The following is a 22,131-nucleotide window of genomic DNA, read 5'->3' on the forward strand; positions in this document are numbered from 1 at the left end:
GCTGGGCCGGGAGGGACAATGGCGCGATGGCCGGATACCGCCGACAGCTCTACCGCGACGACGCGGTGGTGTTGCGCGTACAGAAACTCGGCGAGTCCGACCGGATCATCACCCTGCTCACCCGGCGCCACGGCCGGCTGCGCGCGGTCGCCCGGGGAGTACGCCGGACCACCTCCAAGTTCGGTGCCCGGCTGGAGCCGTTCGGCCACGTCGACCTGCAACTCGCCGGTGACCCCAAGGGGGAGTTGGGCAGCTCGCTGCACACCGTCAGCCAGGTCGAGGGAATCGACCTGTACGGCAAGCGGTTCCTCGGCGACTATCCCCGCTACACGGCGGCCAGCGCGATCGCCGAGACCGCCGAGCGGCTCACCCCGGTGGAGCGGGAGCCGTCGCTGCGGCTGTTCCAGCTCACCCTGGGCGCGCTGCGGGCGCTGGCCCAGGGTGAGCATGCCATCACCCTGGTGCTCGACGCTTATCTGCTGCGGGGCATGGCCCTGGCCGGTTGGGCACCGGCGCTGACCGCCTGCGCGGTCTGCGGCACCCCCGGTCGGCACCGGGCGTTCTCGGTGCCCGCCGGAGGCGCGGTCTGCCCGGACTGTCGTCCCCCCGGCGCCGCCCACCCCGCACCGGCCACCATCGACCTGATGTCCGCGCTGGTCGGCGGCGACTGGCGGGTCGCCAACGCCACCGAGGCCGGGGTACGCCGGGAGTGCAGTGGGCTGGTCGCGGCGCACCTGCAATGGCATCTGGAGCGCACGCTACGCTCGCTGCCGCTGGTCGACCGGGGTGGCCCGGCGACCGCTGCGGGCCCGCCGACCGGCGGGGTCCGGTCGCCCGGTGGTGGCGTGACCGATGCTGTCCCGCCGCCAGGCGGTGCGGTCGGCGAGGACTGACGCCGACCGGCGTCGCAGGATCAGCCGGGTCCCTCGTGGATCTCGGCCAGGAACAGTGTGAACAGGGAGAGCCGAGTGATCCGATCCACCAGGACCGGCCGGCGGGAGCCGGTGCCGCCGACTCCACACCCGTCGGGTGCCCGGCCGCCAGCGCTGCCCCCGGCGGCGGTGCCCCAGCACGTCGCCGTGGTGATGGACGGCAACGGCCGGTGGGCCAAGGAGCGCGGGCTACCCCGTACCAAGGGGCACGAGGCGGGGGAGTTCTCCCTCTTCGACACGGTCGAGGGTGCCATCGAGATGGGCATCCCCTACCTGTCCGCGTACGCCTTCTCCACGGAGAACTGGCGGCGCTCGCCGGACGAGGTCCGGTTCCTGATGGGGTTCAACCGGGACGTCATCCGCCGCCGCCGGGACCAGCTGGTCGACCTCGGGGTGCGGGTGGTCTGGTCCGGTCGGGCCGGGCGGCTGTGGAAGAGCGTGATCACCGAGTTGCAGACCGCCGAGGAGATGTCCCGGGGCAACTCGACGCTGACCCTCCAGTTCTGCGTCAACTACGGCGGGCAGGCGGAGATCGCCGACGCGGCCGCCGCGATCGCCCGGGACGTGGCCGCCGGCCGACTCGACCCGGCGAAGGTCACCGAGAAGACCATCGGGCGCTACCTGTACCACCCCGAGGTGCCCGAGGTGGACCTGTTCCTCCGGCCCTCCGGTGAACAGCGCACCTCGAACTTCCTGCTCTGGCAGAGTGCGTACGCCGAACTGGTCTTCCTGGACACGCTCTGGCCCGACTTCGACCGGCGCCATCTGTGGTACGCCTGCGAGCTGTACGCCCAGCGGGACCGCCGCTTCGGTGGCGCGCTGCCCAACCCGGTGGCGCCGACCACCTGAGCGCATAGTGTCCGCCTGAACTGGGTACCACCACTGGTAGCAGCCACTGACGGAGGTGAACCCACATGATCCGCAAACGTGTTGCCCAGTGGGCGGTGATGGCCGTGGCGGTTCCGTTGGCGGCAGCGGGTGCTCGCCGGCTCGGCCACTCACTGGAGTCGCGGCGCGGCCCGTCCGGGGCCAGCCGCATGCTCACCCGGGGAGCCGACCTGCTCCGCCCCCAGAAGGCCCGGCGTCGCCGCTTCTTCTGACCCGTACCTGACGCGCCCTGCCTCCGGTGTCCGGCGGCAGGGCGCGTCAGGGCTGGCTCAGGCCTCGACCTCGGCGCGGTCCGGGGTGGCCCAGAGGGTGTGGAAGGATCCGTCGCGGTCGGTGCGGCGGTAGGTGTGGGCGCCGAAGTTGTCCCGCAGCCCCTGGATCAGGGCGGCGGGCAGGCGCTCGGCGCGCAGCGCGTCGAAGTAGGCCAGGGACGAGGCGAACGCCGGCGTCGGAACACCCGCCTGGGCCGCCTCGGCCACCACGCGCCGCCAACTCGGCACGCCGTCGCGTACGGTGTCGGCGAACCACGGCGCCACCAGCAGGGTGGGCAGCTCCGGCTGCTCGTCGTAGGCCTGCTTGATCCGGTCGAGGAAGCGGGCCCGGATGATGCAGCCACCCCGCCAGATGCTCGCCGTGCCGCCCAGGTCGATGTTCCAGTCGTACTCGGCGCTGCCGGCGCGGATCTGGTCGAAGCCTTGGGCGTACGCCACGATCTTCGAGGCCAGCAGGGCCCGACGTACGTCTTCGATGAACGTCTCGCGGTCGGTGACCTGCCACTTCTCCCCGGAGCCGGGGTAGGTGCGCTGCGCGGCCTCGCGCTGGTCGACGTGCCCGGACAGCGACCGGGCGAAGGTCGCCTCGGCGATGCCGGTGATCGGGATGCCCAGGTCGAGAGCGATCTGGACGGTCCACCGACCGGTGCCCTTCTGCTCGGCCCGGTCCTGCACCACGTCCACGAACGCCTCACCGGTGGCGGCATCGGTGTGCGCCAGCACGTCCGCGGTGATCTCGATCAGGAACGACTCCAGCTCACCGGTGTTCCACTCCCGGAAGATCTCCGCGAGTTCCGACGGCGTCGCGCCGAGCCCGGCGCGCAGCAGGTCGTACGCCTCGGCGATGAGCTGCATGTCGGCGTACTCGATGCCGTTGTGGACCATCTTGACGAAGTGCCCGGCGCCGTCCGGCCCGACGTGCCGGCAGCACGGCTCACCGTCGACCTGCGCGGCGATCTTCTCGAAGATCGGGCCGAGCTTGCGGTACGACTCGGCCGAGCCGCCGGGCATGATGCTCGGCCCCCACAGTGCACCCTCCTCACCGCCGGAGACACCGGTGCCGACGAAGTGCAGGCCCTTGGCGCGCAGCGCCTCCTCCCGCCGTCGGGTGTCGGCGAAGTGCGCGTTGCCGCAGTCGATGATGATGTCGCCGGCTTCCAGCAGCGACACCAACTCGTTGATCACCGCATCGGTGGGGCCACCCGCCTTGACCATGATGATCACCGCGCGGGGGCGTTCCAGCGCGGCGACGAAGTCCGCCAGGGACTCCGTCGGGACGAAGGTGCCCTCGTCGCCGTGCTCGGCCACCAGCGACCGGGTCCGCTCCGGCGAGCGGTTGTGCAACGCCACGGTGAACCCGTTGCGGGCCAGGTTGCGGGCCAGATTTCGGCCCATCACCGCCAGCCCGGTCACACCGATCTGCGCCGTAGCCCGATCCGCCATCCTCGTCGCCACCTTCCGCGTCTGCCTGTAGTGCTGCGACGGTAGCGCGCTTCGATGCCAACCTGCGTCATCCCCCCACTGCTGGTCACCATGTGGTCGCGTAGCGCGCGTCAGCTGAGGGCAGGGCGCTCGCGGCGGTCGCCGGTGATTGCGGCCGGGTCACCGGTAATTCGGGTGCGGGCGGCCGGCTAGGGGCATAACGTGAGGCCATGCGCTACTGACACCCGTTTGTTCGAGCCGGTCCGCCGCTGCCCGCCGCCGCGGACCCGTGCGCTCCGGGTGTGTACGCATTCCCTCGCCGCCGTCTCGGCGGCGTCCTTCGTGGCCGCTCCGGAGCGACCTTTCCGCTGATCCGCCCGACCGCCGCCACGGCGGTCACCAGAGACGGCGGTGGCACGGCGTACGCGTCGACACCGCCGAGCGAGGAGGCTTCGTTGCCCGCCAGCCGTAAATCGAAGAAGTCCCGGGCCGCCGCCGATGTGCCCAAGTTGACGCCACCCGATCTCAGTGCACCGGCCGACCAGCGCACGCCGCCAGCGTCGCTCCCCTCCCCGGTGCCACTCGTCACTCCGTCGGAATCCACCACCCCATCGGCACCGGCTCCACCGCCCACCCCGGTCCCGCCCACCCGGTCAGGCCGGAGCAAGGCATTCAGCTCCGGCCGCCCCCAGCGAGCCGGAGCCCTCCGCCGCCACGCCTTCCGCCGCAGCTAACCCACCCCACCCACCCCACCCCACCCCACCCCTGCACGCCCTCTTCTTGCCGTCGATCATGCAGTTCTGGTCGCCTCTTCGGGCTGATTGTCCCTTTCGTCGAGGCAACAACTGCAAGATCGACGCAGCGAGAGGGCGGGGGTGGGGTGGGTTAGGTGGTTGGGGGGTGGAAGGTGCCTAGGCGATGCTGATGGTCAGGGCGGTGGCGGAGAGTGCTGTCGCGCAGATGAGCAGCAGCCAGTCGGCGGTGCCGAAGGGTTGGCGACGGGCGAAGGTGCGGGGGACGGCGGAGTCGAAGCCGCGGGCGTCCATGGCGACCGCCAGCCGGGTTCCTCGGCGGATCGCCCCGACCAGCAGGGTGAACGCGGTCGAGATGAACAGCCGCAGCTTGGCCAACGGGTTGCGTCCGGCCTCCACGCCGCGCGCCCGGCGGGCCATGGCGATCATCTGCCACTCCTGTCCGAGCAGCGGCAACAGCCGGAACGCCGCCAGTGCGCCGATCGCGAACCGGGCGGGCGCCTTCGCGTTCTGCACCAGCGCGTCAGCCAGGTCGGTCGGATCGGTGGTGGCGAAGACGATGATCCCGGGCAGGGCGACCGCGAACAGGCGCAGCACCAGGCCGAGGGCGGTGAGCAGCACCGATGTGGTGACCATGAGTGGCCCGGCGTCGAGCAGCACCCGTCCCGACCGGTCCGTGGCGAACAGGACCAGGGTGACCAGTACGCCACCGGCGGCGAGCAGCAACGGCCAGGCCCGGCGGGCCAGCACCCGGTACCGCAGGCCGAACAACGGCAGCACCGCCAACTCCACCGCGAGCGCGATCGCCGGTGCGACCGGATCCAACGTCGCCAGCAGCGGGAACGCGAACAGCAGCGCCGCCGCCAGCTTGGCCACCGGGTTGCGGCGGGCCAGCGGGGCGTTCGGCCGGGCGACCGGTTCGAGGTCGATCATCGTCGCACCGCCGTCGTCGGCCCGGCACCGTCTGGCGGCGAAGTCCGCTGCCGACTCTCGCTTCCGTCATCCGGCTGGCGGGTCGGTGAGTCGGCGCGCTCACTCTGGCCATCGCCGCCTCGCGATACGGGTCGCAGCGTCACGGTGCGGTCGGCCAGCGCGGCCACGAAGTCGGCATCGTGGGTGACCGTCACCAGGCCGTGGCCGGCGTCGCGCAGTTCCGCGAAGAGGTCCACCAACTCCCGCCAGGTCCGCCGGTCCTGCCCGAAGGTGGGCTCGTCGCAGATCAACAGCCGGGGCGCGGTGGCCAGGGCGGTGGCCACGCTCAGCCGCCGCGCCTCGCCGCCGGAGAGGGTGTACGGGTTCGCCCCCGCCAGCTTGTTCAGCCGCAGCCGGTGCAGCAGGTCGTCGACGCGCCGGCGTACCGCCGCCTCGGTGGCGCCGGTACGCCGGGGGCCGAGCGCCAGTTCGTCGAAGACCGTACTGGTGACGAACTGGTGTTCCGGGTCCTGGAACACCGAGCCGATCCGACGGGCCAGTGCCGGTGCCCGCCACCGGTGCGGTGGCGTGCGGGCGTCGGACCCGGCCAGGTCGGTGCTGGCCGACAACCGCCCGGTGCCCGGCTTGAGCAGCCCGCCGAGCAGCAACGCGAGGGTGGACTTGCCGGCGCCGTTGGGACCGAGCACGGCGAGGGCCTCGCCGGCGCGTACGGTCAGGTCGGTGGGGGCCAGCCGGGGCGGCTGGCCGAGCCGGTCGGCGGTGAGCAGCACCTCGGCGGCCGGGGCGGCGGCCGGGCGCGGCGGGAATTCCCGGCCCGGCACCCAGACCCCGTCGGCGGCGAGGGCGTCGCCGTGCGCGGCGAAGACGGCCTCCGGCGGGCCGTCGGCGCGCACGCCGCCGCCGGGTTCGAGCACCACCACCCGGTCCACCAGCGTCAGCGCATCGGCGATCCGGTGCTCGACCAGGATGAGTGTGGTGTCGTCGTGGACCGCGCGGGCGATCGCGGCGCGGACCAGGTCCGCCCCGGCCGGGTCGAGGTTGGCGGTGGGCTCGTCGAGCAGCAGCAGGTCGGGGCGCAGCGCGAGCGCACCGGCCAGGGCGAGCCGCTGCTGCTCACCGCCGGAGAGCGCCGCCGTGGGGCGGTCCCGGTGGTACGGGAACCCGACCCGGTGCAACGCCTCGTCGACCCGGGGCCAGATCTGCGCGGCCGGCACACCCCGGTTCTCCAGCCCGAACGCCACGTCGTCGCCGCTGCGGGCCATGACGAGTTGGGACTGCGGATCCTGGAAGACGATGCCGACCCGTTCGCGGGCTTCGGTCGGGGGCCGCCCGTCGATCTCGATGGTGCCTTCCTGCTCACCGGAGTCCTCGGGCAGCAGCCCCGCCAACGCGGCCAACAACGTGCTCTTGCCGGCTCCGGACGGCCCGAGCAGCAACACCCGTTCCCCCCGCCGTACCCGCAGATCCACCCCGCGTACCGCCCAGGCCCGCCGCCCGGCATGCCGCCACCCGAACCCCCGCAACCACACCTCGCCCACCCCGCCCCCTTCCCGCCCACCGTGGCCCGCCGATCGTCGCGTTGATCAAGAGGTTTGCGTCCAGAAACCGTGGATTGACGGACGCAAACCTCTTGATCAACAGGGTCGGGGGGTCAGACGAGGGCGCGGTCGCGGCCGGCGGGGAAGCGGTCCAGGACGCCGGTGCGGGCCAGCGACCTGGTGAGGGCGTAGCCGCCGGCACCGGCGACCACGGCGGCGCTGAGCACGGTGAGCAACGCGTACGGGATCCGGTAGCTGACCAGCTCGTACGCGGCGTTCCAGGCGAAGAAGTCGAACAACGCGGCACCGAGGCCGGTCATCGCGCCGGCCAGCAGCGCCGTCGGCAACCGGAACGAGCGGTAGCGGAAGGCTGCGAAGGCCAGTTCCGCACCGAGGCCCTGGATCAGGCCCTGGACGATGGTGACACCGCCCCACTCCGAGCCCAGCAGTGCGCTGACTGTCGCCGCGACCGCCTCGCAGAACAGCGCGGCGCCCGGCTTACGGATCACCAGCCCGCCGAGCACCGCCGGGACCAGCCACACGCCGTACATGACGGCCTGGCTGGCCGGGAAGAAGGCGAAGGCCGGGTCGACGGCCCGCCAGAGCACGCCCCAGGCCCAGAAGATCACACCGAAGCCGACGGCGATCACCGCCGCCACGACGATGTCGATGGTGCGCCACCGGTTGGTGGTTGGTTGGCTCATGATTGCTCCCAGTCCGTGTCGAACCAGGTAAGACGCACGCCGCGCCCGACGGCGCCGGGCCGTGGCGGGCTGGAGGTGGACCGAACTCCCTGCGCTGGCATTACCCAGATCAGGTACGGAGGGTCTGCGGGCGAACCCGCACTCTCAGCGCTGTGCGCTCCCCTGTCGGAGGTGAAGTTGTCTCGCCGACGCTAACACCTTTAAAGATCAACAGGCAATGTGATCTACGCAGGTCACGCCGGGTGCGGCCGGGTCGGCGCCGCACGGTGGTACGGGTCGACCCGCCGACCCGCCCGCTTTCGTGACATCCATCGACGTCACCGGTCCCGGACGGTAATCTCAGCCCGCCGAACCACCAGGGCGAAGAGACGACAGGGTGAGCACAGAAACGAACCACGCCGCGCCGGCCGGTGAACCACAGGGCCGTCCGTCCGGCGTCGCCACCGAGGCGCCTCCGCCCCAGCCGGACGGTGCCGGGCCGCCCCGGCGATGGCTCGGCGACCGGATCGGCTCGGTGGAGGTGCTGGCCGCCCTGCTGATCCTGCTGATCATCTTTCGGGATCCGCTCGCCGCCGCGCTGGACACCCCTCGCCTCCAGACCTGGACCACCGTGTTCGTCTCGATCATGGTGCAGGCGGTGCCGTTCCTGGTCTTCGGGGTGCTGCTCTCGGCCGTGATCGCGGTCTTCGTACCCCGGTCGTTCTGGGCCCGGGCGCTGCCCCGGCACCCGGCCCTGGCGGTGCCGGCGGCCAGTGCGGCCGGGGTGGTACTGCCGGGCTGCGAGTGCGGGTCGGTGCCGATCGCCGGCTCGCTGATCCGCCGGGGGGTCACCCCGGCCGCAGCGCTGGCCTTCCTGCTCGCCGCACCGGCGGTCAACCCGATCGTGCTGACCGCCACCGCGGTCGCCTTCCCGAACAATCCCGAGATGGTCCTCGCCCGGGGCGTCGCCAGCCTCGTGGTGGCCATGGTGATGGGTTGGCTCTGGCTGCGGCTCGGCCGCACCGAGTGGATCAGGATGCCGCGCCGACCGGAGTTGGACGACCCGCACCGCGGTCGGGCCTTCTGGGCCGCCGTCCGGCACGACGTCACCCACGCCGGTGGGTTCCTGGTCCTCGGCGCGATGGCCGCCGCCAGCATCAACGTGCTGGTGCCGGAACGGTGGTTGCAGACCCTCGCGGACAACGCCTGGCTGTCCATCCTGGCGTTGGCGGCACTCGCGGTGCTGCTCTCGCTCTGCTCCGAGGCGGACGCCTTCGTCGCGGCCTCGCTGTCGCAGTTCTCGCTCACGTCCCGACTGGTCTTCCTGGTGGTGGGACCGATGGTCGATCTCAAGCTGATCTCGATGCAGGCCGGTGTCTTCGGTCGCCGGTTCGCGTTCCGCTTCGCGCCGACCACGTTCGCGGTGGCCCTGCTGGTAGCCACCGGTGTCGGGGCGGTGCTGTTGTGAACCGGCAGGCGCAGGCGGTGGTCCTGCTGCTGCTCGGCGGCGCGGTGCTGCGGGCCAGCCTCACCGATCTCTACCTGCGCTACGTCAAGGAAGGGCTGCGACCGTTCCTGATCGCCGCCGGCCTGTTGCTGGTGGTCGCCGCGATCATGACCCTGTGGTACGAGCTACGCCCGACCGCCCGTGAACCCGTCGACGACCACGACGGGCACGGCCACCACGAACCGCGGGTCGGCTGGCTGCTCATCCTGCCGGTGCTCGGCCTGCTGCTGGTCGCCCCGCCGGCCCTCGGCTCGTACGCGGCCAGCCAGGCCGGCACCGCGTTGAACGCCCCGCAGCAGTCGGACTACCCGCCGCTGCCCGACGGGGATCCCGCACCGGTCAGCGTCCTCGACTACGCGGCGCGGGCGCTGTTCGACCGGGGCGCCTCGATCGGCGACCGGCGGGTGCAGTTGACCGGCTTCCTCACCACCGGCGAGGACGGCCGACCCATTCTGGCCCGCATGGTGCTGTCCTGCTGCGCGGCCGACGGGCGACCGGTCAAGCTCGGGCTCACCGGCGACGTCCCCGTCGGGCTGCCCGACGACAGTTGGGTCGAGGTGATCGGCCGGTACAGCGACCGGATCGGTCGTGACCCGGTCAACGACGCCGAGATTCCCTACCTCGACATCGAGTCCTGGCGGCAGATACCCACCCCCAAGCAGCAGTACGACTGAACGTCCACCTCGGTAGGCTGCCGTTCATGCACATCGACGCCCGAGGTCTGCGGTTCGACGTCATCGCCGGCGGTCCGGAGCACGGTGAACCGGTGCTGCTGCTGCACGGTTTCCCGCAGCACGCGGGCGAGTGGAACGACGTGACACCGACCCTGCACGTGGCCGGTCTGCGCACCTACGCGGTCGACCAGCGCGGCTACTCGCCGGGCGCCCGGCCGGCGGCGGTCGAGGCGTACCGGCTGGCGGAACTGGTCGCCGACGCGGCTGCCGTACTGGACGCTCTCGGCGTCGACTCCGCCCACGTGGTGGGGCACGACTGGGGTGCGGTGGTCGCTTGGGCGCTGGCCGCCGGTCATCCGGAGCGGGTCCGCACCCTGACCGCCGTCTCCGTGCCACATCCGGCCGCCATGGCGTACGCGCTCGCCGAGGACTCGCAGCAGAAGGCGCGCTCGGCGTACATGGTGCTGTTCCGCCGGCCCGGGGTGGCCGAGAAGACCCTGCTGGCCCTGGGGGCCCGAGGGCTGCGCCGGATGCTGCGCGGCGTCGGCGACGCGGCGCGGGTGTCCGCGTACGCCGAACCGATGCGCGAACCCGGCGCGTTGACCGCGGCGCTGAACTGGTACCGGGCGATGTCCCGGGCGGACCTGGCGGCGACCGGCCCGGTGACCGTGCCGACCACCTTCGTGTGGAGCGACCGGGACGTGGCGATCGGGCGTACCGCTGCCGAGGCCTGCGCCGGCCACGTGCGTGGGGACTACCGCTTCGTCGAGCTGGCCGGGGTCAGCCACTGGATCCCGGACGAGGTGCCGACCCGGCTGGCCGAGGCCATCGTGGCCCGGGTGCGTTCCGTCGGCTGAGTACGGCGGGCGGCTGCTGTCGCAGGCGGTTTCGGAACGACGGCGGTGGGGCAATCAGCGTTGCCGCCGTCGCCGAATCGCGCCGACGGCGTGCCGTACCCCCGGAGGTCAGCGGTGTCCAAGGAAACCGAGAAGCAGCGATGGCAGCGCAACTTCGCCGACCTGTTGCAGGAATTGCGGGTGGCGCAGACCGGCGTACAGATCCTCTTCGCCTTCCTGTTGACCCTGCCGTTCAGCAACGGCTTCGACGACACCACGCCGTTCCAGCGGGACGTCTACATCGTCGCCCTGCTCGCGGCGGCCGGTGCCACCGCAATGATCATCTCGCCGGTGGCATTCCACCGGGCGCTGTTCCGTCAGGGGCGTAAGCCGGAACTTGTACGGTTCGCGCACCGGATGGCCTCCGGCGGCCTCGCCCTGATGCTGATCGCGATGGTCAGTTCGGTCCTGCTGATCACCGATTTCGTGCTCGCCCGGCCGATCGCCTTCCTGCTCAGCGCGGTTACCGGGCTCTGGTTCCTCACCTTCTGGCTGATCCTGCCGTTCTCCCGGCGCAACTGGGGCGACGACGACATCGACGACGACGAAGACCCCAGCGGCCTGTCCAACGACTGAGCAGTGCGGGGGTGCGCCTGATCGGGCGTACCCCCGCACCCTGTCTGCCCGTCAGTTGCCGCCCGCAGGCCCATCACCTATCTATCGTTTGGGGATGGAGGCCATCGGGCCAGCTGCTGTCAGCGGCCGCGCGGTCGTAGGCCGAGCTGTCGCAACTCCAGCGCAGCCAGGGTTTCCACAGTGGACTCATCGCCGCGACGCCACGCCTCGGCGACATCCGGATGGATGCGGGTCAGCTTGCCGAGCGGCTGAGTGGCCAGGGCGCGCAGCGCGAGCAGGTCCCGGCCGGCGGGTGCGGCGGCCAGTGCCGCCGCCGAGGCGGCCCGACGCATCCAGCGCACCCGCAGCGGCAGCCAGCCGAAGACCACCAGCCCGAGCGGCACGATCAGCATCCCGACGGACAGCGCCAGGGCCAGCTGATCGACGAGTTCCTGCTGGTCGCGTCCGGCCTCGGCGAGCGAGCGGGCCGCGTCGGCCGCCCGCTCGAACGGCGCGGTCAACTCGTCGCCCACCAGCGGCACCCGGCCGACCTTTCCGCCGGCCTCGGCCAGGTTGTCGGCCAGCCCACCACCGGCCCCTTCCAGCTTCTGCCCCGGTACGGCCAGCCGCTGCACCAGGTCGTGCAACCACAGCGCCCCCCGGATCGCCACGTACACCCAGGCGACGACGAGCAGATCGGTGAGCAGCTGTCGGAGTGCGACCGGAAAACGATCAGCGTAGATCTTCACACCGCCCACCCTGCCACGCCTGACCCGGCTCCGCCTCACCCGCCCAGCCCTCGTCGATCTTGCACTTTCGGTCGCCGACCTGCCCCTTTCGCGGCCTTCGCGGCGACACAAAGTGCAAGATCGACGGGGCGGGCGAGGGGCGACGGCGAGGGCGGGGGTGGGGGTGGGAGGGGGGTGGGGAGGGGGGTGGGGTTAGGGGGTGCAGGTGGGGCAGGTGCCGAAGATTTCGAGGGTGTGGCTGACGTTGGTGAAGCCGTGTTGGGCGGCGACCTTGTCGGCCCAGGTTTCCACGGTGGGGCCGGCGACCTCGACTGTGCGGCCACAGGCCCGGCAGACCAGGTGGTGGTGGTGTCCCTGGCTGCACCTGCGGTAGAGGTGCTCACCGCCCGGCGGGCGCATCACGTCGATCTCGCCTGCGTCGGCCAGGCCCTGCAAGGTCCGGTAGACCGTGGTCAGACCGACCCGCTCGCCGCGCTCCCGCAGCATCGCGTGCAGATCCTGGGCGCTGTGGAAGCCTGCCAGCTCGGCCAGCAGGGCACTCACCGCCGAGCGTTGTCGGGTGTTGCGGACCGCCGTACCACTGTCACTCATGACGGCACTCCGCTTCGCTGAGACACAGCCGCACCGAGCCGGCTGCTCCGCTCGCTCATGATCCCTCCCCGGCGTGGCTGACCGCGTCGGCCACGATGTGCGCGACATGCTCGTCGACCAGGGTGTACGCGATCTCCCGGCCGCGCCGGGAACCGCGCACCACACCGGCGCCGCGCAGCACCCGCAGATGTTGGGACACCAACGGCTGGGCGACGCCGAGCTTGTCGACCAACTCGTGCACGCAGCGCTCGCCACCGGCCAGTTCGCTGACGATGGCGAGCCGGATCGGCGCGGAGAGGGCACGTAGGAGCTCGCTGGCGCCCTCGTACGCGTCGTAGCCGGATCCGCTGGTCACTCTGTAACGGTAACCAATACCGGGAAGGCCGGGGTGGTCAGGATCCGCCGAGCACCACCTCGTGTGGCTCCGGTGCGGGCTCCGGCTCCGGCCGCGTCCGGCGGATCCGGCGCCAGCCGGCGGCGAGCAGGGTGACCACCACGAAGGATGCGATCGCGAGCACCACCACCGAGGCGCCCGGGGCGGTGTCGGCGACCGCCGCCAGCCAGATGCCCGCACCGGCCGCGAACAGACCGAGCGCCATCGCCGCCGCCATGGTGGCGCGGAAACCCCGGGTGACCTGCTGGGCGGTGGCCACCGGCACCACCATCAGCGCGCTGATCAGCAGTACGCCGACCGCCCGCATCGCGATCGTCACGGTGATCGCGGTGGTGACGGCCAGCAGCAGGTTCAGGGCGCGCACCGGTAGGCCGGAGACCCGGGCGTACTCCTCGTCCTGACAGACCGCGAACAACGCGGGCCGCAGCGCGATCATCGTGATCAGCACCGCCACGCCGAGCACCGCGATGGTGACCAGATCCGTCGGGGAGGTCGTGGTCAGCGCCCCGAACAGGTACGCGTTGAGGTTCGCGCTGGTGCTGTCGGACAGTCCTACCAGCACCACGCCACCGGCGATGCCGCCGTAGAAGAGCAGGGCCAGCGCCAGGTCGCCGGAGGTACGCCCACGTTCGCGGATCAACTCGATGGTGACCGCACCGATGACGGCCGCGATCACCGCCATGATCACGGGGGAGGTGCCGAAGAGCAGGCCGGCGCCGACCCCGGTCAACGCCACGTGCCCGATGCCGTCCCCGATCAGCGCGAGCCGCCGCTGCACCAGATAGATGCCGAGCGCGGGCGCAGCCAGGCCGATGACCAGCGCGCCCATCAGGGCGCGCAGCATGAACTCGTACTGGAAGAGACTCATGGTGTGCCCCACAGTCCGGCGGGTTCCTCGGGACAGTGCGGATGCACGTGGTCGTGGTCGGGCGCCGCGTGGTGCCCGGCCGGTTCCGGCACCGCGCCGTCGTGCGCGATCAGACCCTGGTGTACGACGACCGCCCGGCTGATCAGCGGCTGTAGCGGACCCAGTTCGTGAGCCACCAGCAGTACGGTGCCGCCGCCGTCGACGAAGGCGCGCAGCGCCTCGGCGAACGCCTCCTGGCTGGCGGCGTCCACCCCGGCCGTGGGCTCGTCGAGCACCAGCAGCTCGGGCCGGCCGGCCAGGGCGCGGGCGATCAGGGTGCGCTGCTGCTGTCCGCCGGAGAGGGTGGCCACCGGGTCCTTCGCCCGGTCGGCGAGCCCGACGGCGCGCAACGCCTCGGCGACGGCCGCCCGGTCGGCGCGCCCCGGTGGCCGCAGTACGCCCCGACGGGCCAGCCGGCCGGAGGCGACCACCTCGGCCACCGTGGCCGGTACGCCGCTGCCCGCACCGAGGCGCTGCGGGACGTACCCGATGCGGTGCCACTGGCGGAACCGGCTCGCCGGCTCGCCGAAGAGGGTGACCGAGCCGGAGCTGAGCGGGACCAGCCCGAGTACGGCGCGGATCAGGGTGGACTTGCCGGAACCGTTGGCGCCGAGGATCGCGACCACCTCACCGGCGGACACGGTCAGCGAGACGTCCCGCAGCACGGGGCGACCGTCGTAGCCGACCACCCCGTGCGTGACGGTGATGACTTCAGGTGTCACGAGCAGCTCAACGCCGTCCGAAGGGTCTCCAGGTTGGTACGCATCACCGAAAGGTAGTCCTGCCCGCCGTTCTCAGCGGACAGGCCCTCCAACGGATCGAGCACCGCGGTCTGCGCGCCCACCTCCCGGGCGATCGTCTCGGCGACCTTCGGGCTGACCAGCGTCTCGAAAAAGATCGTGGTGGCGCCGTGCTCGCGGGCCTCCTCGGTGACCGTGGCCAGTCGCTGCGGCGACGGCTCGTCCTCGGGCGAGAGGCCGGTGATGCCGATCTGCTCCAGCTGGTAGCGCTGCGTGAGGTACCCGAACGCGGTGTGGCTGACCACGATTTCCCGGCGCTGGCAGGTCTTCAGCCCTTCCGTGAACTCGGTGTCGAGCTGCTCCAGCTCGGTGCGTAGGGTGGCGGCCCGCCGGGTGTACTCGCCGGCCCGCTCCGGGTCGACCGCGCCGAGCCGTTCGGCCAGCTTGTCGCCGATGGTGGCCAGCCGGGTCGGGTCGAGCCAGACGTGCGGGTCCTTCGCGCCGTCGGACACCTCGTCGGCATGCTCGTCGCCGTGGTCATGGCCACCGGCAGTGGCGTCCAGCAGAGGCTCGACGGCGGCCACGTCGAAGGCGCGGTCACCGCCGTTCTGCTCGATCGCCTCGTCCACCGCGGGCTGGAAACCGTTCAGGAAGACGATCAGCTCCGCGTCGATGATCTGACCGACCTGGCGTGGGTTCAGCTCCAGGTCGTGCGGCTCGGCCCCCGGACGGGCCAGGTTGGTCACCGCCACGGCGTCCCCGCCGATCCGCTCGGCCAGGAACTGCAAGGGGTAGAAGCCGGCCACCACGTCGACCCGCTCCGGGTCGGCGCCGGCTGCGTCGTCGGTGGTGCAGCCGGCGACGCCGGCCAGGGCGAGCAGCGCGGCCGTGGCGGTGGCCAGGACTCGGGGGGCGGTGCGGAAGGTCATGTCAACGACTCTCCGCGACAACGACAATGATTGTCAAAAACGCATAGTTGCATGTCAGGGCAGGTGGATCACAGCAGCTTCACCAGGCCGGCGGTGACCAGCAGGGTCAGAACCAGCAACCGGATCACCCGGGTCGGTGGCGTCTGCACCGGCCAGGTCGTCACCAGCAGGGCGGCCACCGCGGCGGCGAGCAGCAGGGTGAACAGCCCGCCCGGCCAACCCGGAGTGAAGAACGCGACCAGCACCAGGAGCAGGGTGACCAGGAACACGGTCGTCGGGTTGGCCCGGGCCAGGCGGCCGGCGATCCGGCGCTGCGTACGCTGCATCCCACAGACTCTACGAGGAGGAGTGCCCGGTGCTCGTGACCAACCGGTTCGTGGTCGACGACGACGGCGCGCAGGACTTCGCCGCCCGGGCTCACGCAGCCCTCGCGGCGCTCGCTGCCCGCCCCGGTTACCTGCGCGGGCAGTTGGTCCGGGCGCTGGACGACCCGCGACACTGGTGCCTGGTCACCGAGTGGGAGTCGGTCGGCACCTACCGGCGGGCGCTCGGTGGTTTCGACGTCAAGGTCACGGCGATACCGCTGCTCGCCGAGAGTATCGACGAGCCCTCCGCCTACGAGACCTTGGCCAGCGCCGCGCCGGACGGGGACGTGGTGGTGGTCGCCAGCGATCGGGCTGCGGGTCCTTACCGCTGAGCTGTCGGGCACTACGCTGGCTCCTATGACCGATCCCGGACCGGCGGCGGCCCCACCACCCCACCCCCCGCTGCCCGGCCAGCAGAATCCTCAGTCGCCCGGCATGCCCGGCCCGCCACCGGGCCACGGTGCCTATTCACCGCCCGGTGGGATCGCGTCTGCACCGCCCGGTGGGTTCGAGTCGGGCGTGCCGGTGCCGCCGACCGGGCCCGGGGTGGCACCGCCGTTCGCGGCTCCGCCGACCGAAGGCGGTCGGTCCCGGCTCTGGCTCGGCCTCGGCGCCGGGGCGTTGGCGCTGCTGATCTGCTGCGGTGGTGGCGGGACCGCCGTGGTCGGCCTGCTGGTCAGCGGGGTGCAGGCGGTCGAGGAGCAGGGCCGTACGGTCTCCGGCGACTACTACCGCGCCCTGGCCGACGGCGAGTACGGCCAGGCGTACGACCAACTCTGCGACGACGCCAAGCGGCGCGAGTCCCGGCAGGAGTTCGAACGCCGGGCCGCCGCCGAGCCGCAGATCGTCTCCTACCGGGTCGGCAGCGTGGACACCACCACGCTGACCGTGCCGGTGGACGTCACCCTCGCCGGCGGTGGTCAGGAACGGCAGCAGGTCGTGCTCGCCCAGGACCAGCAGACCGGTGGCATGGAGGTCTGCGGAGTCAACTGACCGGCCGCAGGTAATGTGCTGGGTTCGGGACCACGGCGGTCGTACCGTTGTCCCGAACTGTTCCTTCCATCCCATCGCGTCCCCGCCGACCGCCAGTCGGCGTAGGAGGAAACATGCCAGCAGACCGTATCGACGCCATCGTCAGCCTCGCCAAGCGCCGGGGCTTCGTCTTTCCCTCCAGCGAGATCTACGGAGGCACCCGATCGGCGTGGGACTACGGTCCGCTCGGCGTGGAGCTCAAGGAGAACGTCCGCCGGCAGTGGTGGAAGACCATGGTCCAGCAGCGTGACGACGTCGTCGGGTTGGACTCCGCGGTGATCCTGGCCCGGGACGTGTGGGCGGCCTCCGGCCACCTCGACGCCTTCGTCGACCCGCTGACCGAGTGCCAGTCCTGCCACAAGCGGTTCCGCGCCGACCACCTGGAAGAGGCGTACGCGGAGAAGCACGGCAAGCCGCTCGCCTCGCTGACCGAGTTGAACTGCCCGAACTGCGGCAACAAGGGCACCTTCACCGAGCCGAAGATGTTCAACGGCCTGATGAAGACCTACCTCGGGCCGGTGGAGAGCGACGAGGGCCTGCACTACCTGCGCCCGGAGACCGCCCAGGGCATCTTCGTCAACTACAACAACGTGGCCAACGCGGCGCGTAAGAAGCCGCCGTTCGGCATCGCGCAGACCGGCAAGTCGTTCCGCAACGAGATCACCCCGGGCAACTTCATCTTCCGTACCCGCGAGTTCGAGCAGATGGAGATGGAGTTCTTCGTCGAGCCGGGCACCGACGAGCAGTGGCACGAGTACTGGCTTTCCGAACGGTGGAACTGGTACGTCGACCTCGGGCTCTCCGAGGAGAACATGCGCTTCTACGAGCACCCCAAGGAGAAGCTCTCCCACTACTCGAAGCGCACCGTCGACATCGAGTACCGGTTCCAGTTCGGCGGCAGCGAGTTCGCCGAGTTGGAGGGGGTCGCCAACCGCACCGACTTCGACCTCTCCACGCACAGCAAGCACTCCGGGGTCGACCTGTCGTACTTCGACCAGACCAAGAGCGAGCGCTGGGTGCCGTACGTGATCGAGCCGGCCGCCGGCCTGACCCGCGCGGTGCTGGCGTTCCTGCTGGAGGCGTACGACGTCGACCAGGCACCGAACGCCAAGGGCAAGATGGAGGAGCGCACGGTGATGCGCTTCGACCCGCGGTTGGCCCCGGTCAAGGTGGCGGTGCTGCCGCTGTCGCGCAACGAGGCGCTCTCGCCCAAGGCCAAGGACCTCGCCGCGCAGCTGCGCAAGCGCTGGGTGGTCGAGTTCGACGACTCGCAGGCGATCGGCCGTCGCTACCGCCGCCAGGACGAGATCGGCACCCCGTTCTGCGTCACTGTCGACTTCGACACCCTGGACGACAACGCGGTGACCATCCGCAACCGGGACACCATGGCCCAGGAGCGGATCGCCCTGGACCAGGTCGAGCGCTACCTGATCGACCACCTCCCCGGCTGCTGAGGGTGTAAGGAAGGGCCCCTTCTTAACGCCTGGCGTAGAGGAGGGGCCCCTTCTTAACAACGATCTAGATCGGCCGAGCGGGCTGGCCGACGCGTACCCGGACCGTGGCACCGAAACCGCGCCGGGAGTCGTACGCGTCCTCCACCGTGCGGCGCACCCGACGCGGCTCGCGGCGAATCTGCGCCGGCGTGAAGTGCAGCACCAGGACGCCGAGCCGACTCAGCTCGTTGTGCCGGTCCAGCGTGCGGGTCCAGTCCGCAGGGCGGAAGTGGTACTCCTGCGAGTCGACCTCCAGCGCCACCGCCGCGTCGGCCAGATAGCCGTCAGGCGTCGGCAGCGACGCACCGTCCGCGCCGAGCAGCCGGGGATTCCAGCGGATCTCGGCCAGCACGCCGCTGTCCGCGAGGCACTCCCGCAGCTCCGCCTCGGGCGCGGACCGGGTCCCCGCCGCCACCTCCGTGAACGCCTTCCTGATCAGCGCCGTCCGGCTGCGCCGGGCCCGTTTGATCTCCTCGTCCAGGGACGTGAGGTCGGCGTACCCTCGCTGCACGGCCTCGGCCACGATGGCGCGCACCGGGCGGAGTTGCCGCAGGTCGCGCGCCGCGTCGACCACCGCGCGAGCCGGTGAGCACACCGGGTACAGCGGCGTGGCCCGGGCCCGCCCGTCCAGGGCGAGAGCCCGCGAGATCACCGCGTAGCCTGCCGACTTACGTCGTGCGTGATGCGGCACGATCAGCTGTACGTCGTCGCTGCGCGGGCTCTGTCGGAAGCCGTACCAGGTCAGCGCGGCCAGGCCGGTGAGCTGGGCCTCACCACCGGCGTACAGCGCCGCCGAGATCCGCCGCTGCTCGTCGGTCAGGGTGCCGGTGACCAGGGAGTACGTCGCGGGCAGTACCCGCTGCCAGAGGGCGCGCCGGGTCTGCCGGTACAGGTACATGTCGTCGAAGCCGCAGGCCAGCAACTGGGTACGACTGACGATCTGTTGTTGCCGCTCGGCCAACTCGGAGAACTCGGGTGGATGGGTACGCATGCCGCGCAGCATCACCGGCTCCACCGACCCGTGTCCCGCCCGAGCCGGGCAGCTGTGGACGACCGTGCGTGCTGTGGACGGCGCACCGCCTTCGACGCGAGTGTGTTATGCGTCGCGTTAACAAGGGGCCCTTCCTATGCACGAGACGTTAAGAAGGGGCCCTTCCTTACACTTGGGCGGTGACCATGCCGAGCGCTGCCCTGGGGCCGTTGAGCATCGGGCGGCACCAGGTGTGGCCGCCGGTGGTGCTCGCGCCGATGGCGGGCATCACCAACGTCGGTTTCCGGCAGCTCTGCCGGGAGCAGGGCGGTGGCATCTACGTCTGCGAGATGATCACCACGGTCGCGCTGGTCGAGCGGAATCCGAAGACCCTGCGCATGATCGCCTTCGGGGCCGACGAGAACCCCCGCAGTCTTCAGCTCTACGGCACCGACCCGGAGACCACCGCCGCCGCCGTGCGGATCGTGGTCGAGAAGGATCTCGCCGATCACATCGACCTCAACTTCGGCTGCCCGGTGCCGAAGGTCACCCGCCGCGGCGGTGGCGCGGCCCTGCCCTGGCGACGCCGGCTCTTCGCCCGCCTGGTCAAGGCCGCGGTGGATGCCGCCGCACCCGCGGGGGTGCCGGTCACGGTCAAGATGCGCAAGGGCATCGACGACGACCACCTGACGTACGTCGAGGCGGGGCTGGCCGCGCAGGACGCCGGCGTCGCCGCGGTCGCCCTGCACGGGCGTACGGCCGCACAACGCTATTCGGGCACCGCCGACTGGGACGCCATCGCCACCCTCAAGCAGGCCCTCGACGTGCCGGTGCTCGGCAACGGCGACATCTGGGAGGCCGACGACGCGTTGCGGATGGTGGCGCACACCGGGGTCGACGGGGTGGTGATCGGGCGGGGCTGCCTCGGCCGACCGTGGCTCTTCGCCGACCTGGAGGCGGCCTTCGCCGGGCGCACCGAGCGGCGGCTGCCCAACCTGGGCGAGGTGGCGTTGACCATGCGCCGGCACGCCGAGCTGCTGGTCGAGCAGTTCACTGCCGGGGCGCGTAACCCGGCTCGGGGCGAGCGGGACGGCTGCACCGACTTCCGCAAGCACGTCGCCTGGTATCTCAAGGGCTTCCCGATCGGCAGCGAGTTGCGTCGTGCTTTGGCCATGATCGACAGCCTGGCCCAGCTCGACGACCTGCTCGGCAAGCTGGACCCGACCGTGCCCTTCCCGACCGAGACGCTGGGCCAGCCGCGCGGACGAACCAACTCACCCGGGAAGGTCTTCCTGCCCGACGGCTGGCTGGCCAGCCGCGACGACGACACCGTCCCCGAAGGCGCCGAGCTGGACGACTCCGGCGGCTGAGCGCTGACCGGCGGCCTTCGGGCATTACCTGGCAGGTAATCGACTCCGCTCGGGTGATCCGGCACGCTGGCGTCAACGCCCGAGGACGAGGAATCCGATGAACCCTGCCCCCACCGCTGTGTCGATCGGGCCTGGGGCCGCCCGCACTGGACGCGGTACCGCCGGAGCTGCCGTGACGACCACCGTGCCAGGCCTCTCCATCGGCGTGGCGCTACGCCGGTTGAGTCAGCTGGAGTTGGCTGTGCGGGCCGACATCTCCACCCGCCATCTGAGCTTCGTCGAGACGGCCGCTCTCGGCCGAGCGGCGAAATGGTACTTCGCCTCGCCGGGCACCTCGACCTGCCGCTACGCGAACGCAACCGGCTGCTGTTGGCGGCGGGCCTGCCGGGGTTGACGCCCGCGGGTGAACGACGGCAAGGGCCGACCCTCACGGGGTCGGCCCTTGCCGCTTGCGATGGTGGATCGTCAGCTGGTGGCGGTGTAACCGCGGGTGGCGATCCAGTCGGCGAGGTTGTCGATGGTCAGCTGGTAGGAGGCGGTGTCGGGGTTGGCGGAGTCGGCGATGGTGACGGTGTCGCCTCCGTCGTGGTAACCGGTGACGCTGATGTAGTGGCCGCCTTCGAAGCTGTGGGTGGTGCCGTCGGTGTCGGTGGTGGTGCCGGCGATGTTGGCGACTACGGCGCGGCCGTCGTCGACGGTGCGGACGATGTCCTCGCGCAGCTTGTCGGTCTGCTTGGTGTCAGCCTTGGAGGTGGAGATTTCGACCGACTTGTAGACGTCCTTGCCGGTTTCCTTGTTCAGGACGGGCGTGATGTCGTTGATGGAGTCGGTGCCGTTCTCGGTGGTGCCCATTTCCTTGGCCATGGCGTGGACGTCGATGTTCTTGCCCTGCACGCTCAGGGCGTTGCGGGCGGCGGCGGGGCCGCAGTAGTAGAAGTTGGGCTGGGCTTCGTAGCGCACGTCGAGCTGTCGCTCGCCACCGGCCTTGCGGTCGGCGTGTACTCCGGCGGTGGTGCTGGGTGCGGCGTGGGCGGCGACGGCGGGGCCGGCGATGCCACCGGCGGTGGCGGCGGCAGCGGCGATGGTCAGGGCGGTCTTACGCAGCATGGTGGTACGCATGATGGGGTTCCGCCTTCCGTTCGGGGGTGTGCACGACGTTCCGTGAGGGGGTCACGGTGGCCGCGCGAAGGGGGTAGATCGTGCGAAGCAGATGCGGGCGGTAGGCCCTGCTCGGGCATCGTGAGGCCCGGTTCGAACATCGTGGGCCCGCTGGGCCCGCTCTCCGGCCTGGGGCCGCTCACGATGTCCGGGAGATGTGTAACGCCGGGTGGGGGGCGGTCATTCCGGCCTGGGTTCCCGGTGGCGTCGCCGAGGGGCGTCGCGGTTACCCCCTGTACAACGACGGGGGTGGGGACATGATTCCGCCGCCACGGTGACCCAGGCCACTCCCGGATCCGGCATCCGCCGGACAAACCACCCACACATCGCCGACGGTTGTCTCGATCTGGGCTTAACCCTCGGGGGTTGCAGTTCACGCGC

24 protein-coding genes, 1 pseudogene and 1 riboswitch are annotated in these 22,131 nt (G+C 71.2%); of the genes and pseudogenes, 12 read left to right on the forward strand and 13 right to left on the reverse strand.

Going from position 1 to position 22,131, the window contains the following annotated elements; translation table 11 throughout:
* Window positions 1-26: 26 nt before the first annotated feature.
* The 3 genes from recO (at window position 27) to AB0M35_RS22840 (ending at window position 2,032) form a co-directional block, all read left to right on the forward strand.
* Window positions 27-893, forward strand: coding sequence for a DNA repair protein RecO (recO, locus tag AB0M35_RS22830; protein ID WP_363747666.1), 867 nt, complete (start codon window positions 27-29; stop codon window positions 891-893).
* Between the two features lie 111 nt (window positions 894-1,004).
* Complete coding sequence (locus tag AB0M35_RS22835) at window positions 1,005-1,781, forward strand: isoprenyl transferase (RefSeq protein ID WP_327027006.1); 777 nt, start codon at window positions 1,005-1,007, stop codon at window positions 1,779-1,781.
* 65 nt (window positions 1,782-1,846) lie between these two features.
* Entirely contained in the window at window positions 1,847-2,032 is a 186-nt protein-coding gene (locus AB0M35_RS22840; RefSeq protein WP_363747667.1) for a hypothetical protein, read from the forward strand.
* A 57-nt stretch (window positions 2,033-2,089) separates the two neighbouring features.
* On the opposite strand, the gene gndA is transcribed toward AB0M35_RS22840, so the two are convergent.
* From gndA to AB0M35_RS22860, 4 genes are all read right to left on the reverse strand, one after another.
* Entirely contained in the window at window positions 2,090-3,535 is a 1,446-nt protein-coding gene (gene gndA, locus AB0M35_RS22845) for an NADP-dependent phosphogluconate dehydrogenase (RefSeq protein ID WP_363747669.1), read from the reverse strand.
* A gap of 890 nt (window positions 3,536-4,425) precedes the next feature.
* Entirely contained in the window at window positions 4,426-5,199 is a 774-nt protein-coding gene (locus tag AB0M35_RS22850; protein WP_363747671.1) for an energy-coupling factor transporter transmembrane component T, read from the reverse strand.
* Entirely contained in the window at window positions 5,196-6,737 is a 1,542-nt protein-coding gene (locus tag AB0M35_RS22855; RefSeq protein ID WP_363747673.1) for an ABC transporter ATP-binding protein, read from the reverse strand. The genes AB0M35_RS22850 and AB0M35_RS22855 overlap by 4 nt, the downstream gene beginning before the upstream one ends.
* Window positions 6,738-6,850: 113 nt before the next feature.
* Complete coding sequence (locus AB0M35_RS22860; RefSeq protein WP_363747675.1) at window positions 6,851-7,441, reverse strand: ECF transporter S component; 591 nt, start codon at window positions 7,439-7,441, stop codon at window positions 6,851-6,853.
* A gap of 68 nt (window positions 7,442-7,509) precedes the next feature.
* Window positions 7,510-7,615: riboswitch (TPP riboswitch) on the reverse strand.
* Window positions 7,616-7,946: 331 nt separating this feature from the next.
* On the opposite strand from AB0M35_RS22860, the gene AB0M35_RS22865 reads away from it, so the two are divergent.
* The 4 genes from AB0M35_RS22865 to AB0M35_RS22880 all read left to right on the forward strand — a co-directional run bounded on the left by AB0M35_RS22865 (window position 7,947) and on the right by AB0M35_RS22880 (window position 11,073).
* On the forward strand, window positions 7,947-8,888 hold the full coding sequence (locus AB0M35_RS22865; protein WP_363747802.1) for a permease: 942 nt from the start codon (window positions 7,947-7,949) through the stop codon (window positions 8,886-8,888).
* Entirely contained in the window at window positions 8,885-9,601 is a 717-nt protein-coding gene (locus AB0M35_RS22870; protein ID WP_363747677.1) for a TIGR03943 family protein, read from the forward strand. Before AB0M35_RS22865 ends, AB0M35_RS22870 begins: the two co-directional genes overlap by 4 nt.
* Before the next feature lie 26 nt (window positions 9,602-9,627).
* Window positions 9,628-10,458 carry an alpha/beta hydrolase gene (locus AB0M35_RS22875; RefSeq protein WP_363747679.1) on the forward strand — a complete coding sequence of 277 codons (831 nt, stop codon included), beginning with the start codon at window positions 9,628-9,630 and terminating at the stop codon, window positions 10,456-10,458.
* Window positions 10,459-10,572: 114 nt separating this feature from the next.
* Entirely contained in the window at window positions 10,573-11,073 is a 501-nt protein-coding gene (locus tag AB0M35_RS22880) for a DUF6328 family protein (RefSeq protein ID WP_363747681.1), read from the forward strand.
* Window positions 11,074-11,192: 119 nt separating this feature from the next.
* Here AB0M35_RS22880 and AB0M35_RS22885 read toward each other — a convergent pair whose 3' ends face one another.
* The 7 genes from AB0M35_RS22885 to AB0M35_RS22915 form a co-directional block, all read right to left on the reverse strand.
* Entirely contained in the window at window positions 11,193-11,801 is a 609-nt protein-coding gene (locus tag AB0M35_RS22885) for a hypothetical protein (RefSeq protein WP_363747683.1), read from the reverse strand.
* Window positions 11,802-11,993: 192 nt separating this feature from the next.
* The gene (locus AB0M35_RS22890) at window positions 11,994-12,392 is read right to left on the reverse strand and encodes a transcriptional repressor (protein WP_363747685.1); all 399 of its coding nucleotides are present in this window, start codon (window positions 12,390-12,392) and stop codon (window positions 11,994-11,996) included.
* A gap of 55 nt (window positions 12,393-12,447) precedes the next feature.
* Entirely contained in the window at window positions 12,448-12,747 is a 300-nt protein-coding gene (locus AB0M35_RS22895; protein ID WP_093407467.1) for a metalloregulator ArsR/SmtB family transcription factor, read from the reverse strand.
* A 37-nt stretch (window positions 12,748-12,784) separates the two neighbouring features.
* Window positions 12,785-13,654 (reverse strand): metal ABC transporter permease, encoded by an 870-nt coding sequence (locus AB0M35_RS22900; RefSeq protein ID WP_363747687.1) that lies wholly within the window; start codon window positions 13,652-13,654, stop codon window positions 12,785-12,787.
* Window positions 13,651-14,415 carry an ABC transporter ATP-binding protein gene (locus AB0M35_RS22905; RefSeq protein WP_363747690.1) on the reverse strand — a complete coding sequence of 255 codons (765 nt, stop codon included), beginning with the start codon at window positions 14,413-14,415 and terminating at the stop codon, window positions 13,651-13,653. The genes AB0M35_RS22900 and AB0M35_RS22905 overlap by 4 nt, the downstream gene beginning before the upstream one ends.
* Window positions 14,412-15,362: a metal ABC transporter substrate-binding protein gene (locus AB0M35_RS22910; RefSeq protein ID WP_363747691.1), complete on the reverse strand. Its 951-nt coding sequence runs from the start codon at window positions 15,360-15,362 to the stop codon at window positions 14,412-14,414. Before AB0M35_RS22910 ends, AB0M35_RS22905 begins: the two co-directional genes overlap by 4 nt.
* A gap of 68 nt (window positions 15,363-15,430) precedes the next feature.
* Window positions 15,431-15,688: a hypothetical protein gene (locus AB0M35_RS22915; RefSeq protein WP_363747693.1), complete on the reverse strand. Its 258-nt coding sequence runs from the start codon at window positions 15,686-15,688 to the stop codon at window positions 15,431-15,433.
* A gap of 29 nt (window positions 15,689-15,717) precedes the next feature.
* Here AB0M35_RS22915 and AB0M35_RS22920 point away from each other — a divergent pair, with 29 nt between their 5' ends.
* The 3 genes from AB0M35_RS22920 (at window position 15,718) to AB0M35_RS22930 (ending at window position 18,213) form a co-directional block, all read left to right on the forward strand.
* Complete coding sequence (locus AB0M35_RS22920) at window positions 15,718-16,059, forward strand: antibiotic biosynthesis monooxygenase (protein ID WP_363747695.1); 342 nt, start codon at window positions 15,718-15,720, stop codon at window positions 16,057-16,059.
* A 187-nt stretch (window positions 16,060-16,246) separates the two neighbouring features.
* A complete protein-coding gene (locus AB0M35_RS22925) occupies window positions 16,247-16,720 on the forward strand; it encodes a hypothetical protein (protein WP_363747803.1) in 474 nt (157 codons plus the stop codon).
* A 113-nt stretch (window positions 16,721-16,833) separates the two neighbouring features.
* On the forward strand, window positions 16,834-18,213 hold the full coding sequence (locus tag AB0M35_RS22930) for a glycine--tRNA ligase (RefSeq protein ID WP_363747697.1): 1,380 nt from the start codon (window positions 16,834-16,836) through the stop codon (window positions 18,211-18,213).
* 64 nt (window positions 18,214-18,277) lie between these two features.
* Here AB0M35_RS22930 and AB0M35_RS22935 read toward each other — a convergent pair whose 3' ends face one another.
* The gene (locus AB0M35_RS22935; RefSeq protein WP_363747699.1) at window positions 18,278-19,267 is read right to left on the reverse strand and encodes a hypothetical protein; all 990 of its coding nucleotides are present in this window, start codon (window positions 19,265-19,267) and stop codon (window positions 18,278-18,280) included.
* 161 nt (window positions 19,268-19,428) lie between these two features.
* On the opposite strand from AB0M35_RS22935, the gene dusB reads away from it, so the two are divergent.
* Together dusB and AB0M35_RS22945 are read left to right on the forward strand one after the other, a co-directional pair.
* Window positions 19,429-20,592, forward strand: a complete 1,164-nt coding sequence (dusB, locus tag AB0M35_RS22940) for a tRNA dihydrouridine synthase DusB (RefSeq protein WP_363747804.1) — start codon at window positions 19,429-19,431, stop codon at window positions 20,590-20,592.
* Window positions 20,593-20,764: 172 nt separating this feature from the next.
* Window positions 20,765-20,973, forward strand: a pseudogene (locus AB0M35_RS22945) (helix-turn-helix transcriptional regulator); the annotation flags it as partial.
* Window positions 20,974-21,057: 84 nt separating this feature from the next.
* On the opposite strand, the gene AB0M35_RS22950 reads toward AB0M35_RS22945, so the two are convergent.
* Window positions 21,058-21,711, reverse strand: a complete 654-nt coding sequence (locus AB0M35_RS22950) for a C39 family peptidase (RefSeq protein ID WP_363747700.1) — start codon at window positions 21,709-21,711, stop codon at window positions 21,058-21,060.
* Window positions 21,712-22,131: the final 420 nt, after the last annotated feature.

It is taken from the genome of Micromonospora sp. NPDC051196, from assembly GCF_040682415.1.
Classification (GTDB): Bacteria; Actinomycetota; Actinomycetes; order Mycobacteriales; family Micromonosporaceae; genus Micromonospora.